Raw genomic sequence first — 15694 nt, forward strand, 5'->3', positions numbered from 1 at the left:
GTCGGCGCGCGGCCGTCGGTGAACAGGCCGAGGCCGGGATCGAGCGGCCGCCGCCCGGCCACGATCACCCGCACCGGCGACGGCCCTGCCACCCGCCGCGTCGTCAGCTGCGGGTCGTCGGCCAGGGCGGTGCCGGCGCCCACCACCACCGCATCGGCCAGGGCGAGCAGGCGGTGCAGATGGTCGATGTTGGCGCCGCCGGTCAGGCTGGCGGAATGGCCGCTGGAACAGGCAATGCGGCCGTCCAGGCTCTGGCCCAGGTGGCCGACCACCCACCGCTCGTCCGCCGCCAGCGGCAGGTAGAGGTCGAGCAGGGCGGCCGCGACGGCGCCCACCGGCTGGCTGCTGCCCCAGCTGCCGTCCGGCCGCACGGTGACGTCGGCGGCGCCGTGGCGGTCGCAGGGACGGTGCCGCAGGGCCAGCACCAGGCGCCAGGCGGCATCGGCATCAAGGCTCATGGGCGCGCCTCCCGCAGCCGGCACCCGGTCAGTGCGGCCGGCGATGGGCGCCGGCGGGCGGATCGCCGGCCTCGCGCGAGGCGGTGGCGCCCTGGGTGCCGGGGCCGACCACCCGGCCGCTGCGCCGCTTGCTCATGGCGAGGTAGACCAGCCAGCCGAGGGCGGTGATGCCGAAGAAGAACACGGTGCTGAGGGCGGCCAGCGCCGCCACCTCGTGACCGCTGTAGCGGCCGGTGAACGGTGTCACCAGCAGCACGAACAGGCCGCCGGCGATGCCGACCGCCACCCACAGGGTGAAGATTATCCGCCGCGGCTTGCGCACGGCGGTCTTTTCATCGGGGCGCATGGGCTCCTCCGTCAGTCCGGGCGGGGCCGTCGCGGCCCCGGGATCTTCCATGGAAACGCCACCGGGCGGGGGGCGTTGCCGCCCTTGCCCCCAAGGATCGGCTGACTTTGCGAAAAATTGTCAGCAGTGGAGAACCGCCCCGGCGGGCGCGGCGTAAGTGGGGCTGAAGTATCCTGATCCCTACCCCTGCCCGGATGCTTCCTGCCCCTCTATTCCCCCGGAGGGGCCCCTCCCTGTACCTGAGCCCGGACGCCGCCGGCGCGGCGTCCGGGTCCTTTTTTGTGCGCGGCTGCCCCTGGCAAGGATTACGGATCGGTCATGCAACAGCCGCCCGCGGCCCGCCGTTGATCAGGCAAAACCCGGCGCTGCCGAAGACACCGCGCCGACCCCGGATCTGATCGCACCCAGGAGGGACGCATGACCCACCGCGACTATAACCGCCTGCTCACCCGCATCGGTCAGCTGGAACGCACCGTCCGTCGCCCCGACAGCGTGGAAGGGCTGGAACTTTACACCCTGAAGGCGGCGGCCATCGCGGTCGCGGAAGGGTACGCCAAGCCGAGCGACATCCGCATGCCGGAGCGGCTGTAAGACATCAAGTAGAAGCCGCTGCTGCGACAGATGTGGGCCGCCGGATGCTATGCTTCGGCGGCCCATGGTCTTTTCGGTGACAGAAACGGGACCGTGCAACTTCTCCGCACCGCTTGCGTTGATTGCTCAGAGACCCGGTTGGGGTCCACCGGAAACAGACTAGAAAGGAGCGTACCCATGAAAAGGATGCTCGCCAGTGCCGCCGTGATCACCGCCGTTGCCTTCGGCGCTCCGGCTCTCGCGCAGGACACCGCCCCGGGTGCGATGGAAGACCGTCCGCCCGTGACCACCAACGACGAGACCGCCGCCAGCCCGGACATGGACAGCGGCCTGGACGGTGACGCCGCCACCCGCACCAGCCCGGAAAGCACCGCCGCGGTGCCGGGCAACACCGACGCCGATGCCGGCACCATGGACACCGCCGCCCTGCACGGGCTGGTGGGCGCCACGGTCTATAGCCAGGACGACGAGGAAGCCGGCGAGATCGCCGAGGTCATCCCCGGCACCGACGGCCAGACCGCGCAGGTGGTGATCGAGCGCGGCGGGTTCCTGGGCATGGGCAAGAGCCGCCACGTGGTCAGCGCCAGCGATCTGCAGATGGATGCCGACCGCGTCCGCCTGCCGATGACCGACGACCAGATCGCCGAGCTGCCTGAGTACGAGGCCGAGGAACCGGCCGCTGCCGACGAGCCGGTCGGCCAGCCGGCCGGTCAGCCGATGACCACCGACTAAGGCGGTTCATCGGTTCTCCGTGACGGAAAAGGCCCGCCGGCAACGGCGGGCCTTTTCTCGTGCGTGCGGGCCGGGCCGGCTCAGACCGAGAAGCCGGCCAGCTTGGTTTCCAAGTACTCGGCGATGCCCTCGTGGCCGCCCTCGCGGCCGAGGCCGCTTTCCTTCATGCCGCCGAAGGGGGCGGCGGCGGCGGTCGGGTTGATGTCGTTGATGCCGACGATGCCGAACCGCAGCGCCTCCATGCACCGCCACGCCCGGCCGATGTCGCGGGTGTAGACGTAGGCGGCGAGGCCGTAGGTGGTGTCGTTGGCCATGCGCAGCACCTCGTCCTCGTCGTCGAAGACGATCACCGGCGCCACCGGGCCGAAGGTTTCCTCGCGGTAGATGCGCATTTCCGGCGTCACCCCGGTGAGCAGGGTGGGGGCGAAGAAGTGACCCCTGGCGAGCGCCCCTTCGGTCAGTCGCGCGCCGCCGGCGACGGCCACGGCGCCCTTGGCGACCGCATCGTTCACCTGCGCTTCCACCTTGGCGACGGCCGCCTCGTTGACCAGCGGGCCGATGCTGACGCTGTCGTCGAGGCCGGAGCCCGCCTTCATCTTGCCGACGCGATCAGCGAACACGGCGGCGAAGCGCTCCGCCTGGCTGCGGTGGACGAAGAAGCGGTTGGGGGAGATGCACGCCTGCCCGGTGTTGAGGAACTTCACCAGCCCGGCGCCCTTGGCGGCATGTTCGGCATCGGCGTCGTCGAAGACGATGAACGGCGCGTGGCCGCCCAGTTCCAGCGACACCCGCTTCATGTTGGCGGCCGCCTGCGACGCCAGCATCTTGCCGACCGGCGTCGAGCCGGTGAAGGTGATCTTGCGCACCGCCGGGTTGGTGACGAATTCCTCCCCCACCGGCTTGGGGTCGAGCGCCGTCACCAGATTGACCACGCCCTTGGGCAGGCCGGCGGCCTCGAACACCTTCATCATTTCCACCGCGCACAGCGGCGTCGCTTCGGCGGGCTTGAGCACCACGGTGCAGCCGGCGGCGAGCGCCGGGCCGACCTTGCGGGTGATCATGCTGATGGGGTAGTTCCACGGCGTCACCGCCGCCACCACGCCCACCGGCTGCTTCAGCACCAGGAAGCGCTGGTCGCCGCGCGGGGCGGGGATGGTCTCGCCGTAGACGCGCTTGGCTTCCTCGGCATACCACAGCAGGAAATCGGCGCCGTACTGCACCTCGTTGCGGGCGGCCTTCAGCGGCTTGCCCTGTTCAGTGGACATCAGGCGGGCGAGGTCTTCCTTGCGCTCCAGCATGATCTGCCAGGCGCGGTAGAGGAAGCCCGAGCGCTGGTAGGCCGTGGTGCGCGACCAGGGGCCGAAGGCGGCCTCGGCGGCGGCGATGGCGGCGCGGGCCTCGGCGGCACCGCCGTCGGGCACCTGGCCGATCTCCTCGCCGGTGGCCGGGTTGGTGACGGGGAAGGTCCGGCCGCCTTCGGCCTGCACCCACTGTCCGTCGATATACATGGAGCGTCTCCTGGCTGTTCTGGTTGAGGCGCGCGCCCGCCCGGCCTTCGCGCGTGCGCCGATTGTTGTCCGGGCGGGGCGGCCTTGGCAACTGCCGCGCCGGGCGGCGTTCTTTTGCCATTGCACAGCATCCGGCTTTGCCCCACTCTCCGCCTGACGGATTCTGTCTTCAGGGCCTGCCCCGAGAATGCTGACCACTTTGCCCCCCGATGCGGTGTGCGAGCTGATCCAGGCGATCGGCGCGCCCGTCTTCGTCGCGGCGGTGGAGCCGGCCGGCGGCTTCAGCTTCGTCGCCATCAACCGCCGGCTGGAGGCGCTGTCGGGCCTGCGCGATGCCGACTTGCGCGGCCGCCCGCTGGACGCCGCCCTGCCGCAAGCCGCCGCCGAACGCCTGCGGGCGCGGCTGGAGGAATGCGTGGCGGCGGCAGCGCCCATCGATTACGAGGATTTTCTGCAGAACGACGGCGTCCACTGGCTGAAGGTGTCGCTGACGCCGCTGCTGGACGACGACGGCCGGGTGGCGCGCATCATGGGCGTGCCGCAGGACGTCACCGCCGCCCGCATGGCCGAGGACCGCCTGCTGCGTGCCGCCGAAGCCGGCGGCGTGGCGGTGTGGGAATGGTCGCTGGGCGCCGACCGCCGCTCCGGCCCGCTGCGGCAGGTCAATCTGGCGGCGCTGCTCGGTCTGCCGGCGGAACCGGGCGGCGACGGGGCGGACTGGGAACAGGCCCTGCCGCCGGCGACCATGGAGCGCATGCGGGCGGAGCTGCTGGCGGCGGTCGACCGCGGCGACGAGGCGGTGACGCTAGACTTCTCGCCGCCCGACGGCGCCGGCGGTCAGCGCCACCTGCTGGTGCGTGGCCGCATCGAGCGCGACGGCAAGGCGGTGCGCATCATCGGCTCCACCCTCGACGTCACCGCCCGCCACGGCCTGCAGCAGGCCCTGGCGGCGGAGCGCGGCATCTTCCGCGAGCTGGCGCAGCTGTCGTCGGACTGGTTCTGGATGACCGACGAGACCGACCGCTTCGTGCCGTTCCCGGCCATCGGCAACGGCGACGGGGTGACCGAGCTGGGGGCCGCCGGCCTCGCCCGCCGCGACCTGCTCGACACCCGCGTGCCGGCCGAGGACATGCCGGAGATCGAGGCGGCGGTGGCGGCGCGGCAGCCGTTCCGCAACCTCGTCTACCCGCAGCGGCAGGCCGACGGCCGCGCCCTGGTGGTCAGCATCAGCGGCAATCCGCGCTTCGATGCCGAGGGGCGTTACCTCGGCTACATCGGCGTCTGCACCGACATCACCGCCCGCCGCAACTGGATGAAGCTGCAGTACGGCCGCCAGAAGCTGGAGGCGCTGGGCCAGATGGCCGGCGGCCTCGCGCACGAGCTGAACAACCTGCTGCAGCCCATGCTGTCCTTCGCCACCCGCGCCCGCCGCATGGTCGGCGACGGCTCGCCGGTGGCGCCGCTGCTGGACGACATCGCCGCCAGCGGCCGGCAGGCCCGCGACATCGTGCGCGGCGTGCTCACCTTCTCGCGCCATGACCGGGCGGAAAACCGGCCGGTGGTGCTGTCGGAGGCGGTGTGCCGGGCGGTGGATTTCGCCGCCGGGGTGCTGCCGCCGACGGTGCGGGTCGACCGCTCCATCGAGCCGCTGCCCGATACCGCCGCCGTGCGCACCGCCGACGTGGCGCAGGTGATCATGAACCTAGTGAGTAACGCCGTCGACGCCACCGACGGCCGCGGCCGCCTGTCCGTCGCCCTGCGCCGGGTGCAGGTGCCCGGCGACCCGCTGGGCGAGGAGCGCGGCCTTGCCCCCGGCGCCTATGCGGTGCTGCGGGTGGCCGACGACGGCTGCGGCATGGAACCGGGCGTGCTCGCCAACGTGTTCGACCCGTTTTTCACCACCAAGCCCGTGGGCGAGGGTACCGGCCTCGGCCTGTCCGTCGTCTACGGCATCGCCAAGGGGTGGGGCGGTGACGTGGTGGTCACCAGTGCCCCCGGGGAAGGGGCGTCCTTCGAGGTGTTCGTTCCGCTGTGCGCGGACGAACTGCCATCTTCGCAACGGCAGGCAAGGGATATCGCGGTTTGAAGCGCATTCTGTTGGTTGAGGATCAGCCCCTGGTCCGCAAGGCGGTTCGCGGGGCTCTGGAAGACGCGGGCTTCGAGGTGGTTGAGGCCGCCGACGGCGAGGAAGGCCTGTCGGTGGCGCGGCAGAGCACCTTCGATCTCGCCATCGTCGACATCTGGATGCCGCGCGTCGACGGCATCGAATTCCTGAAGCAGGTGCGCGGCGTGCACGCCGAACTGCCGGTGGTGATCATCTCCGGCGGCGGCCCCGACGCCCCGCTGGAGGTGAAGGCCCACCTGGCGCAGGCCCACGGCGCCACCGAAGTGCTGTTCAAGCCCTTCGAGGACGAGGAACTGCTGGCCGCCGTCAACCGCGCCCTGGTGCACTGACGGTCCCGGCCGCCGCCGGCGACGGCGGCGCACCAACGACAAACCCGGCCGCCGCGGGCTGCGGCGGGCCGGGTTTTCGTGGTTCCGTGCGACGGCGTGGCCGGCGGCTTACTTCGCCTTCATGGCCCGCACGTACATCTGCAGGCGGCCGTCGTTGAGCAGGATGCCGTAGCTGTCGCCGGTGCGGAAGGTCTCGCCCGACTTCTGGGTGCCCGACCAGATCAGCGGCAGTTCGAAGATCTCCTGCTCGTCGCCCTGGCTGATGACGAAGGTGACGCCGGCGCCGGTCTGCGACACCACGGTGAACAGCTTGCCGCTGTCGGCATCCTCGAACACCGAGCCGACCTTGGCGTCGCCGAATTCGCGCACCGTCCAGGCCTTGGTTTCCACCGCCGGCGGCATGGACTTGATGACCTTGGTGCCGATGGAGCCTTCGGCCGCCTGCTGGGCAGCGGCGGCGGCCGGCAGCAGGGCGGCGGCCGTCACGGCGACGGCGGCGGCAAGGGCAAGGTGACGGCGCGCGGCGCGCGGGTGATGCAGCATCGTCCGGACTCTCTGTCTGTACCGCTCCTACGGCGCCGCCGAGCGGGGCGCCCGCCGTTCTTCTACCACAGGCGGAGGGGCCTCGTCGCCGGTGGATTGGCCGCATGGCTTACGCCGCCGGTGGCAGAGTGGCCGGCGGGGCGGTGACGGCAGGGGCGGGAGGATCAGCGGCCGCGGCGGGTGAAGTCCAGCAGCGGCGGACGCGGCAGGGCGCCGCCTTCCATGGGGCGCAGGTCGCGGCGGACGTAGGGCCGCTCCGCCTCGGGGATTTCCGGCGTGCGGCCGCCGGTGAAGTCGTAGACCTTGGGCACGGAGATGGCGGCGCAGGGGCCGCGCTCGCCGGGGGCGCCGGTCACGGCAAAGCCGTAAGGGGTGCGCGTGCGGACAGACATGCAATGCCTCCTTGGGAACCCGTGGGGGATCGGGTGAACTGGAGGTATCCTCAACTCGTGTTGTTCTTAAACCGAAAGGTGCCGCACGCAAGCCCCTTTGGCAACCCCCGACTGCTGCGCTGCGGTATTCTGCGGGTTACAGCCGCCCGACCGGCGGCAGGGGTGGAAGTCAGCCGCCGGGAATCGCGCGAAGGTCGAGCGGCGGCGAATCGTCTTCCATCTCCGGCGGCAGCGGGTGCGGCGGCGGGCGCTGCGGCGTGGCCGGTGCCGCGACGGCAGCGGCGACAGTGCCGGTCGCCGGGCGCGGGACAGCGGCGGCGGCGGACAGCCGGACGAGGTCGCGCTGCAGGGCCTCCACCGTGCGCTGCAACTCGCGCTGACGGCGGCCGGCGTCTTCCAGTGCCTGCACCAGGGCGGCGCGCATGGCCTCGGTATCGCTGCGCAGCGCGGCCACCTGGGCGGTGGCGGCGGCGGTGACGTCCTGCCGGTGGCTTTCCGCCTCGCGCGCCATGCCGTCGCGGATCTTGCCCAGTTCTTCCTGCAGGTCGCGGCGCATCTGCCGGCCGCGGCCGAGCATGTGCTCCTCCACCTCCTTCAGGCGGTGGTCGATGAGGGCATTGACCTCCACCTTCAGCTCATAGGCCTTGCGCACCAGCGACGACATGTAGGAAAGAAGACCGATGACCAGCACGGCGAGCAGGGCCAGGGCGATGGTCATGCCGGCGACGGAAGACATGGACATGGCAGGGCATCCCAACCATCCGGAAGGGGCCCGCCCCTCCCAAGGTCGTACATTCTCCTACGCCGTAAGCGGTTGCGCAAGTGAATGGGCCATGAACGCATCGCGCGAGGTGGATCGGGCGTTCGCAACCACTCCGGCCCTGTCGCAAAAGCCGACAGTCGCGCTATAGTACGGTATTCGCAACAACCTGCGTGAGTGATATGCCAAATGACAACACAGCCCCGCAGCACACGCCTGAACAGTCCGTCGCGTATCTGACCGAGTGGATCCGCTCGCGCGGCGTCACCGAGGTCGAATGCCTCGTTCCCGACATGTCGGGCATCCCGCGCGGCAAGATCCTGCCCGCCCACAAGTTCCTCTCGGGCCTGACCGACCGGGGCTTGCGCCTGCCCGAAAGCGTGTTCATCCAGACCGTGACCGGGGAATACCCGGAAGAAGACGTCATCGACGAAGTCGACGGCGACATCTACCTGCGGCCGGACGCCTCCACCATCCGCATCGTGCCGTGGTACGAGGAGCCGACCGCCCAGGTCATCAACGATTGCATCCATCGCGACGGCCGCCCGGTCGACATCTCGCCGCGCCACGTTCTGCAGAACGTGCTGCGCCTGTACGAGAACAAGGGCTGGAAGCCGGTCATCGCGCCGGAGCTGGAATTCTTCCTGGTCAAGGTGAACGCCGACCCCGACTACCCCCTGGAGCCGCCGATCGGCCGCTCCGGCCGGCCGGAAATCGGGCGCCAGGCCTACGGCATCGACGCCGTGAACGAGTTCGATCCGCTGTTCGAGGACGTCTACGACTACTGCGATGCGCAGGATCTGGACGTCGACACGCTGCACCACGAGGGCGGCGCCGCGCAGATGGAGATCAACTTCAACCACGGTGAAGCGCTCAGCCTGGCCGACCAGGTGTTCCTGTTCAAGCGCACCGTCCACCAGGCGGCGCTGCGCCACGACGTCTATGCCACCTTCATGGCCAAGCCGCTGGAAGGCCAGCCCGGCAGCGCCATGCACATGCACCAGTCGATCGTCGACCCGGCGACGGGCAGGAACCTGTTCGCCACCGCCGACGGCACCGAGACGGACCTGTTCCGCTGGCACATCGGCGGCCTGCAGAAGTACCTGCCGCAGGCCATGCTGATGCTGGCGCCCAACGTCAACAGCTTCCGCCGGCTGGTGCGCAACTACAACGCCCCCATCAACATGCACTGGGGCCGCGACAACCGCACCGTCGGCCTGCGAGTGCCGTTCTGCCAGCCGGAAGCCATGCGGGTGGAAAACCGCCTGTCGGGGGCCGATGCCAACCCCTACCTCGCCATGGCGGCGTCGCTGGCCTGTGGCTACCTCGGCATGATCGAGCAGATCGAGCCCACCAAGCCGATCACCGGCTCGGGCTACACCAAGGCGCACGCCCTGCCGCGCCACATGCCGGAAGCCATCGACCGCTTCGCCCACGCCCGCAAGCTGCAGGAAGTGCTGGGCGAGAGCTTCTGCCGCGTCTATGCGGCGGTGAAGGAAGCGGAGTGGGACGCCTACCAGGACGTCATTTCGTCGTGGGAGCGCGAGTATCTGCTGCTGAACGTTTGATGCTAGGCAGCCTTGATCGGACCCGATCAAGGCTGCGCCCTCAGGCGCCGGGCGGCCGCTCCTCGCGGCCTTGGCTTACGCCGCATAAGCGGCGGCGCGCGGTCGCGCTTGCCAAGCTGCAATGAGGCGCTGTCAGTGCAGCTTGGCTTAATCCGGGTAAATGGACCTGGGCCGGGTCGGGCGGGAGGGCCTATGCTCTCCCGCCTGTCCTTTGGGAGACGTCCATGTCCGCCCCTGCCGCCGCCGCTGCCGCTTCTTCCCTGCGCGAGGCCCGCACGGTCGGGTGGATTGCCGGCATCGCCCACTTCTTCAGCCACCTGTTCGAGCCCGTGTTCTACGTGGTCGCCCTGGTGCTGCCGAAGCAGTTCGACATCTCCTATGAACACGCCCTCAGCCTGATCATCGTCGGCAAGCTGCTGTATGGCCTGGCCGCGCCGCTGGCCGGCTGGCTGGGCGACCGCTGGTCGGCGACCGGCATGATGGCGGTCTACTTCCTCGGCCTCGGCGCATCCGGCCTGTGGGTGGGGATGGCGGCGACGCCGCTGGAGCTGTCGCTGGCGCTGATGGCCATGGGGCTGTTCGGGTCGATCTATCACCCGGTCGGCATCGCGTGGCTGGTGCGGTCCTCCCCCAACCGCGGCAAGGCGCTGGGGTTCAACGGCGTGTTCGGCGGCCTCGGCCCGGCGGCGGCGGGGGTGACGGCCGGCGCCCTGATCGAGTGGTTCGGCTGGCGTTCCGCCTTCATCGTGCCGGCGGTGGTGGTGCTGGTGCTGGGGGCGGTGTTCGTGGTGCTGCTGCGCACCGGCGTCGTCCATGAAACCCGCCGCGATGCCGCCCCGCAGGCCGATCCCGACCGCCGCGACACGGTGCGCGCCTACCTCGTGCTGGCGCTGTGCATGCTGTGCGGCGGCCTCATCTATCAGGCCACGCAATCGAGCCTGCCGAAGCTGTTCGAGGAGCGGCTGGGCGACTGGATCGGCGGTTCCGGCACCCTCGGCGTCGGCACGGCGGTGATGATCGTCTACGGCGTCGCCGGGTTGTTGCAGGTGTGGTGCGGCCAGCTGGCCGACCGCTATCCGCTGAAGACGGTCTACATCGGCATGTACCTGGTGCAGATCCCGCTGCTGGCGGCGGCCGCCAGTCTGGCCGGGGTGCCGCTGCTGCTGGCCGCCATGATGATGGTGACGCTGAACATCGGCGCCCTGCCGGCGGAGAACAGCCTGCTCGCCAAGTTCACGCCGCCGCGCTGGCGGGCCACCGCCTATGGCGCCAAGTTCGTCATCGCCTTTGGCATTTCCGGCCTCGGCGTCCAGCTGGCGGGCTGGGTGCGCGGGGTGAGCGGCGACTTCTTCTGGCTCTACATCGGGCTGGCGGTGGCGGCGGCGCTGATCACCGCCATCGCCCTGCGCCTGCCGGGCGGCCAGCCCAAGCCGGTTCCGGTGCCGGTGCCGGCGGAGTAGGGGCGGGCGGGCCGCCAGCCCGCCCGTTGCGCCGCCCCTCAGCCGAGGCCGATGCGCGGCATCTCGATCGCCGGGCAGCGGTCCATGACGACGATCAGGCCGGCGGCGCGGGCCCGTTCCGCCGCGTCCTCGTCGATCACCCCCAGCTGCATCCACACCCCCTGGATGCCTTTCTCCCGCTTCAGGGCGATGGCCTGGTCGACGATGTCGCCGGCGCGGTCGGAGCGGCGGAAGATGTCCACCATGTCCACCGGCCCCGGCACCGCCGCCAGCGACGGGTAGCACGGCCGGCCGTCGATGCTGTCGTGGCCGGGGTTCACCGGCACCACGTCGTAGCCGTGGCGGGCGAGGAAGGCGGCGACCCGGTGGCTCGGCCGATGCGGCTTCGGCGAGGCGCCGACCACCGCGATGCGCCGGCACGAGGTCAGCAGGGCATGGACACGCTCGTCAACCGAGGCATAAAGCAGGTCGTCGGGCTCGGCGGGCATGGCTGGTCCTCCGTCCGATGGGGGTGTTCGGGCATCCTACGCCGGCGGCGGCGGGTCGGCTGCCCTGTGGATGGGGCATGTCACCCATGTGGTGCTGGTTGAAACCCGCCCGCATGTGTTTATATGCGTTTTCGGAAGGGTAGTCCCTGTTCGGCGCGTTGATGCGCAGGCGGGAGCCCGTATGGCAAGGTTTGGAGTACGCGCATGTTTCGGGCTCCCATGCTGACCGTCAACGAAGTGGCGGAGCGCATGAAGGTCACCCCCCGCACGGTGGGCGACTGGATCCGCCACGGCAAGCTGCGCGCCATCAAGGTTGGGCGGGACTGGCGCATCGCCGTCAGGGACCTGGAGGTCTTCGCCGACGCCCACGCCAACATCCCGGCGCCGGCCTCCGACGACGGCCGTTGAGGCCGCTTCTCCGCAGCAGTCTGTCACCCTGACACAAGGGCCCGGCCGTCATGCCGGGCCCTTGTGCATTCGAGAGCCGGACAAAAAAGCGGCGAACGGCAAGGGGACGCCGTTCGCCGCAAGGACGGGATCTGATCGAAGAAGGGGAAGTCTTCTCGTCACCCCTTGGACATGGGGCAAATGGCGGCCATTTCAACCGCTGTCGCCGTGCGGATGCCCGCTTTCGCCTATCGGACCTGCGCCGCCAGCTTGTATCCGACCCCCTGCACGGTGACGATCAGCCGCGGCGCCCGCGGGTTCGCCTCCATCTTGCGGCGCAGGCGGGAGACCAGCGTGTCGACCGTGCGCTCGCCCACGTCGGGATCGCGGTTGGAGACCACCTCCACCAGGTAATAGCGCGCCACCGGGCGGCCGGGGGACCGCACCAGGGCGGCCAGCAGGTCGAACTCGCCGCGGGTCAGCCGCACCGGCGCGCCCTGCGGGTCGGCCAGCTCGCGGCGGGTGAGGTCGATGGTCCAGCCGTCGAAGGTGTGGACCGAGTAATCGGCCGGCGGCGGCGGCCGGCGGCGGCGCAGCACGCTGCGCACGCGGGCCAGCAGTTCGCGCAGGGCCACCGGCTTGACCACATAGTCGTCGGCGCCCAGTTCCAGCCCGATCACCCGGTCCATGGTGTCGGCGCGGCCGGAGACGAAGATGATGCCGGCATCGCTGCTGCCGCGCAGGTGGCGGGCCAAGTCGAAGCCGTCGCCGTCGGGCAGGCGGATGTCGAGCAGGTAGCAGTCGGCCGCCCAGCGCGGCGCCCCTTCCAGCGCCGCGGCGACGGTTGAGGCCTCCCACACGTCGAACCCTTCCCGCCGCAGGTAATCGCCCGTCAGTTCCCGCACGGCATGGTCGTCATCGACGATCACCAGCCTGTCCCGCCTCGCCATCCGCTCCCACTCTGCCGCCGGTTGTTCTCCTGGGTCTTACAGGAAGGATGCAGCGATTCCCGGCACGGTCAAGGCTGCCGATTGTCATGCAGTTGTCACGGGAAGCGGCTGCCTGTATGCTGCCAAAGACGCACTCTGTGCGGTTTGCCTCGACCGAGGGAGAGCGGGAGGCGGAGCGGCGCGGGGAAGGAACAAGGCGGCCCAAGGCCGTCCACCGGGGGGAGGGGCGCCATGGAGACCGTCGGCGCGTCGGAACTGCCTGTCACCACCATCGTCATCGGCCTGCTGGGCGGCCTGGCGCTGTTCCTGTTCGGGCTGGAGACGCTGTCGCAGGGCCTGCGCTCGGTGGCCGGCGACAGCATGCGGCGGGTTCTGGCGGCGCTGACCGGCAACCGCTTCGTCGGCGCCTTCACCGGCGCCGTGGTGACGGCGGTGATCCAGTCGTCGTCGGTGACGACGGTGCTGGTGGTCGGGTTCATCTCCGCCGGCATCATGACGTTGGCGCAGGGGGTGGGCGTCATCATGGGCGCCAACATCGGCTCCACCGTCACCGCCCAGCTGGTCGCCTTCAAGATCACCGAGGCGGCGCTGCCGCTCATCACCGTCGGGTTCGCCGTCGTCTTCATGGCCCGCAACGAGGTGGTGAAGCACTGGGCGTCGGTGGTGCTCGGCCTCGGCTTCGTGTTCCTCGGCATGGACATGATGAGCGACGCCATGGCGCCCCTGCGCGGCTCGCCGGAGTTCCGCGAGGCGGTGGCGACGCTGCAGCAGCCGGTGTGGGGCGTGCTGGCCGGGTTCATCTTCACCGCGGTGGTGCAAAGCTCCGCCGCCACCCTCGGCATCATCATCACCATGGCGAGCCAGGGGCTGATCCCGCTGGATGCCGGCATCGCCGTGCTGCTGGGCGCCAACATCGGCACCTGCGCCACCGCCATCCTGGCCGCCATCGGCCGCCCGCGGGAAGCGGTGCGGGCGGCGCTGGCGCACATCCTGTTCAACGTCATCGGCGTCATCGCCTGGCTGCCGTTCATCGCCCAGCTGGAGGCCATGGTGGTCGGCCTCACGCCGGGCAATCCGGCGCGCGAGATCGCCAACGCCCACACCCTGTTCAACGTCATCAATGTGGCGGTGATGATCTGGTTCACCGGCCCGCTCACCCGCCTGATCCTGTGGCTGGTGCCGGAGCGGCCGGTGATGCCGGGGGAGGAGGAACGGCCGCGTCCGCGCTACCTCGATACCGCCCTGCTGGAAAGCCCGCCGGCCGCCCTGGATGCCGTGCGCCTGGAACTGGGCGACCTGGGGCAGCGGGTGCGGCGCATGCTGGTGGCGGTGCTGCCGGCCGCCACCCAGGGCTCGCGCCCGGCGCTGGAGGCGGTGGCGCGCATGGATGTGGCGGTGGACGCCCTCTATGAGTCGGTGATGGACTACCTGCGCCGCATCGGCGGCCGCACTCTCACCCGCACCCAGGCCACCGCCTACATCGGCCTGATGGAGGCAGCGCGCGGGCTGGAGAGCATCGGCGACCTGGTGGAGACTGACATGGTCACCATCGGCCGCCGCCGGCTGGAGGAAAAGGTCGCCATCAGCGACCACAGCGCCCGCCAGGTCGCCGACCTCCACGCCAAGGTGCTGGATGCCCTGGACGGCACCCTGGAGGCGGTGCGCGCCGGGGATCTGGAGGCGGCGCGGCGGGTCATCGCCATGAAGGCCGACATCTCCGCCCAGGTGCAGCGGGCCACCCGCCACGGCGCCGCCCGACTGCTGGCGCACGAGCCCAACCGGGTGGCGGCCTATACCCGCGAGATGGAGCTGATCGAGCAGCTGCGCCGCATCTACTATTTCTGCAAGCGCATCTGCCGCGCCCTGGCCGACCCGCAGCCGGTGTATGAGGAGGAGCCTCCCCGCGACGCGGCGGCGGAGTAGCCGTCCGGCCGGCGCCGGGGTCAGTGGTTGCGCAGGGCGTCGATGAGGGCGTCCTTGCTCATCTTCGACCGCCCGGCGATGCCCACCTTCTTCGCCTGCTGATAGAGGTCGTCCTTGTTCCAGTCCTCATAGCGACCGTGGCGACCGCCCTTGGCGGCCGTTTCCGACGTGCCGCCGTGGGAGGCCTTGCTCTTCGCCTGGGCGTTGGCGATGCGCGCCGCCTTGCCCTTGCTGGCGCCCTGGTCGCGCAGGCGCTCGTAGGTCTTGTCGTCCTTGATCTGGCTGCCGTGGTCCTTGACCATGGGGGGCTCCTGTCGTTGCGGAGGGGAAACGCGCCCCTGCGAGCGGAGAACGCCCGCCGGCGGCGGCGGGATCGCCTGCGGTGGCTTTACCGCGGCGCCTCGGGCAGGTATGACGACCGCCGGATGTGATAGCCGGAGCCGATGCCGTGACCGACGAGCGCTTCACCCGCGGGCTCGACCGCCTGCGCCAGCTGCATGGCGTGGTCGGCGACGATTTCCTCGACGACCTGCGCGCCGTGGCGCCGGACTTCGCCCGCATGGTGGTGGAGTTCCCCTACGGCGACCTGCATTCGCGCCCCGGCCTGCCGGCCCGCGACCGCCAGATCGCCATCGTCTCGGCCCTGGCGGCCATGGGCAATGCGCCGAAGGAACTGAAAATCCACATCCGCGCCGCCCTCAATGCCGGCGTGACGCGCGAGGAACTGGTGGAGGTGCTGATGCAGCTGGCCCCCTACGCCGGCTTTCCGGCGGCGCTGGAAGGCCTGTTCGCCGCCAAGGAGGTATTCGCCGCCGCCGATGCCGCCGCCTCCACCGTCGTGCAGGAGGACTGAGTCATGTCGGCCAACGGACGCTTCATTGCCCGCGTCGTGCAGGCCACCGGCGCGGTGATCGCCGGCGGCTTCCTGGTCAGCGCCGGGTGGACGCTGCTTTCGGTGCCGCCGCAGGGCTCGGCGGCGGCCTTTATTCTGGTGGTCCTGGTCAGCCAGCTGCCCGGCTTCGCCATCGGCGCGCTGGTGGTATGGGCCGGCACCGCCATGCACCGCCGCCACTCCACCACCCCGCCCCCTCCGCCGCCGCCAGCACCGCCACCGCCGGAGGGGTGAGCGGCGCG

19 protein-coding genes are annotated in these 15694 nt (G+C 70.6%); 10 read left to right on the forward strand and 9 right to left on the reverse strand.

Going from position 1 to position 15694, the window contains the following annotated elements; genetic code table 11:
* Positions 1-458: RibD family protein (locus tag ABD056_RS05155; RefSeq protein WP_343865047.1), on the reverse strand; the 458-nt coding region annotated here is incomplete at its 3' end.
* A 28-nt stretch (positions 459-486) separates the two neighbouring features.
* Positions 487-804 (reverse strand): hypothetical protein, encoded by a 318-nt coding sequence (locus ABD056_RS05160; RefSeq protein ID WP_343865049.1) that lies wholly within the window; start codon positions 802-804, stop codon positions 487-489.
* 417 nt (positions 805-1221) lie between these two features.
* Between ABD056_RS05160 and ABD056_RS05165 the strand changes: the two genes are divergently transcribed.
* Entirely contained in the window at positions 1222-1395 is a 174-nt protein-coding gene (locus ABD056_RS05165) for a hypothetical protein (protein ID WP_343865050.1), read from the forward strand.
* Positions 1396-1572: 177 nt separating this feature from the next.
* The gene (locus ABD056_RS05170; RefSeq protein ID WP_343865052.1) at positions 1573-2127 is read left to right on the forward strand and encodes a PRC-barrel domain-containing protein; all 555 of its coding nucleotides are present in this window, start codon (positions 1573-1575) and stop codon (positions 2125-2127) included.
* Positions 2128-2207: 80 nt separating this feature from the next.
* Here ABD056_RS05170 and ABD056_RS05175 read toward each other — a convergent pair whose 3' ends face one another.
* On the reverse strand, positions 2208-3635 hold the full coding sequence (locus tag ABD056_RS05175; protein ID WP_343865054.1) for an NAD-dependent succinate-semialdehyde dehydrogenase: 1428 nt from the start codon (positions 3633-3635) through the stop codon (positions 2208-2210).
* Between the two features lie 187 nt (positions 3636-3822).
* Between ABD056_RS05175 and ABD056_RS05180 the strand changes: the two genes are divergently transcribed.
* Complete coding sequence (locus ABD056_RS05180) at positions 3823-5721, forward strand: PAS domain-containing protein (protein WP_343865055.1); 1899 nt, start codon at positions 3823-3825, stop codon at positions 5719-5721.
* The gene (locus ABD056_RS05185) at positions 5718-6089 is read left to right on the forward strand and encodes a response regulator (RefSeq protein ID WP_343865057.1); all 372 of its coding nucleotides are present in this window, start codon (positions 5718-5720) and stop codon (positions 6087-6089) included. Before ABD056_RS05180 ends, ABD056_RS05185 begins: the two co-directional genes overlap by 4 nt.
* A gap of 108 nt (positions 6090-6197) precedes the next feature.
* Here ABD056_RS05185 and ABD056_RS05190 read toward each other — a convergent pair whose 3' ends face one another.
* The 3 genes from ABD056_RS05190 to ABD056_RS05200 all read right to left on the reverse strand — a co-directional run bounded on the left by ABD056_RS05190 (position 6198) and on the right by ABD056_RS05200 (position 7766).
* Positions 6198-6632 carry a hypothetical protein gene (locus ABD056_RS05190; RefSeq protein WP_343865059.1) on the reverse strand — a complete coding sequence of 145 codons (435 nt, stop codon included), beginning with the start codon at positions 6630-6632 and terminating at the stop codon, positions 6198-6200.
* 164 nt (positions 6633-6796) lie between these two features.
* Positions 6797-7024 (reverse strand): hypothetical protein, encoded by a 228-nt coding sequence (locus ABD056_RS05195; protein ID WP_343865061.1) that lies wholly within the window; start codon positions 7022-7024, stop codon positions 6797-6799.
* 169 nt (positions 7025-7193) lie between these two features.
* The gene (locus ABD056_RS05200) at positions 7194-7766 is read right to left on the reverse strand and encodes a hypothetical protein (protein ID WP_343865062.1); all 573 of its coding nucleotides are present in this window, start codon (positions 7764-7766) and stop codon (positions 7194-7196) included.
* Positions 7767-7966: 200 nt separating this feature from the next.
* Here ABD056_RS05200 and ABD056_RS05205 point away from each other — a divergent pair, with 200 nt between their 5' ends.
* A complete protein-coding gene (locus ABD056_RS05205; protein WP_343865064.1) occupies positions 7967-9352 on the forward strand; it encodes a glutamine synthetase family protein in 1386 nt (461 codons plus the stop codon).
* Positions 9353-9576: 224 nt separating this feature from the next.
* Positions 9577-10812: an MFS transporter gene (locus ABD056_RS05210; protein ID WP_343865065.1), complete on the forward strand. Its 1236-nt coding sequence runs from the start codon at positions 9577-9579 to the stop codon at positions 10810-10812.
* A 38-nt stretch (positions 10813-10850) separates the two neighbouring features.
* On the opposite strand, the gene ABD056_RS05215 is transcribed toward ABD056_RS05210, so the two are convergent.
* The gene (locus tag ABD056_RS05215; RefSeq protein ID WP_343865067.1) at positions 10851-11300 is read right to left on the reverse strand and encodes a CoA-binding protein; all 450 of its coding nucleotides are present in this window, start codon (positions 11298-11300) and stop codon (positions 10851-10853) included.
* A gap of 204 nt (positions 11301-11504) precedes the next feature.
* Here ABD056_RS05215 and ABD056_RS05220 point away from each other — a divergent pair, with 204 nt between their 5' ends.
* Positions 11505-11708 carry a helix-turn-helix domain-containing protein gene (locus tag ABD056_RS05220; RefSeq protein WP_343865068.1) on the forward strand — a complete coding sequence of 68 codons (204 nt, stop codon included), beginning with the start codon at positions 11505-11507 and terminating at the stop codon, positions 11706-11708.
* A 227-nt stretch (positions 11709-11935) separates the two neighbouring features.
* Here ABD056_RS05220 and ABD056_RS05225 read toward each other — a convergent pair whose 3' ends face one another.
* Positions 11936-12616 carry a response regulator transcription factor gene (locus tag ABD056_RS05225; protein WP_343865070.1) on the reverse strand — a complete coding sequence of 227 codons (681 nt, stop codon included), beginning with the start codon at positions 12614-12616 and terminating at the stop codon, positions 11936-11938.
* A 252-nt stretch (positions 12617-12868) separates the two neighbouring features.
* On the opposite strand from ABD056_RS05225, the gene ABD056_RS05230 reads away from it, so the two are divergent.
* Positions 12869-14560, forward strand: a complete 1692-nt coding sequence (locus tag ABD056_RS05230; protein WP_343865072.1) for a Na/Pi cotransporter family protein — start codon at positions 12869-12871, stop codon at positions 14558-14560.
* Positions 14561-14580: 20 nt separating this feature from the next.
* Here ABD056_RS05230 and ABD056_RS05235 read toward each other — a convergent pair whose 3' ends face one another.
* Positions 14581-14862, reverse strand: a complete 282-nt coding sequence (locus ABD056_RS05235; RefSeq protein WP_343865074.1) for a DUF7218 family protein — start codon at positions 14860-14862, stop codon at positions 14581-14583.
* A 146-nt stretch (positions 14863-15008) separates the two neighbouring features.
* On the opposite strand from ABD056_RS05235, the gene ABD056_RS05240 reads away from it, so the two are divergent.
* Both ABD056_RS05240 and ABD056_RS05245 read left to right on the forward strand, forming a co-directional pair.
* The gene (locus ABD056_RS05240; protein ID WP_343865076.1) at positions 15009-15413 is read left to right on the forward strand and encodes a carboxymuconolactone decarboxylase family protein; all 405 of its coding nucleotides are present in this window, start codon (positions 15009-15011) and stop codon (positions 15411-15413) included.
* 3 nt (positions 15414-15416) lie between these two features.
* Positions 15417-15686 carry a hypothetical protein gene (locus ABD056_RS05245; RefSeq protein WP_343865078.1) on the forward strand — a complete coding sequence of 90 codons (270 nt, stop codon included), beginning with the start codon at positions 15417-15419 and terminating at the stop codon, positions 15684-15686.
* Positions 15687-15694: the final 8 nt, after the last annotated feature.

This window comes from Caenispirillum bisanense, assembly GCF_039523075.1.
Classification (GTDB): Bacteria; Pseudomonadota; Alphaproteobacteria; order Rhodospirillales; family Rhodospirillaceae; genus Caenispirillum; species Caenispirillum bisanense.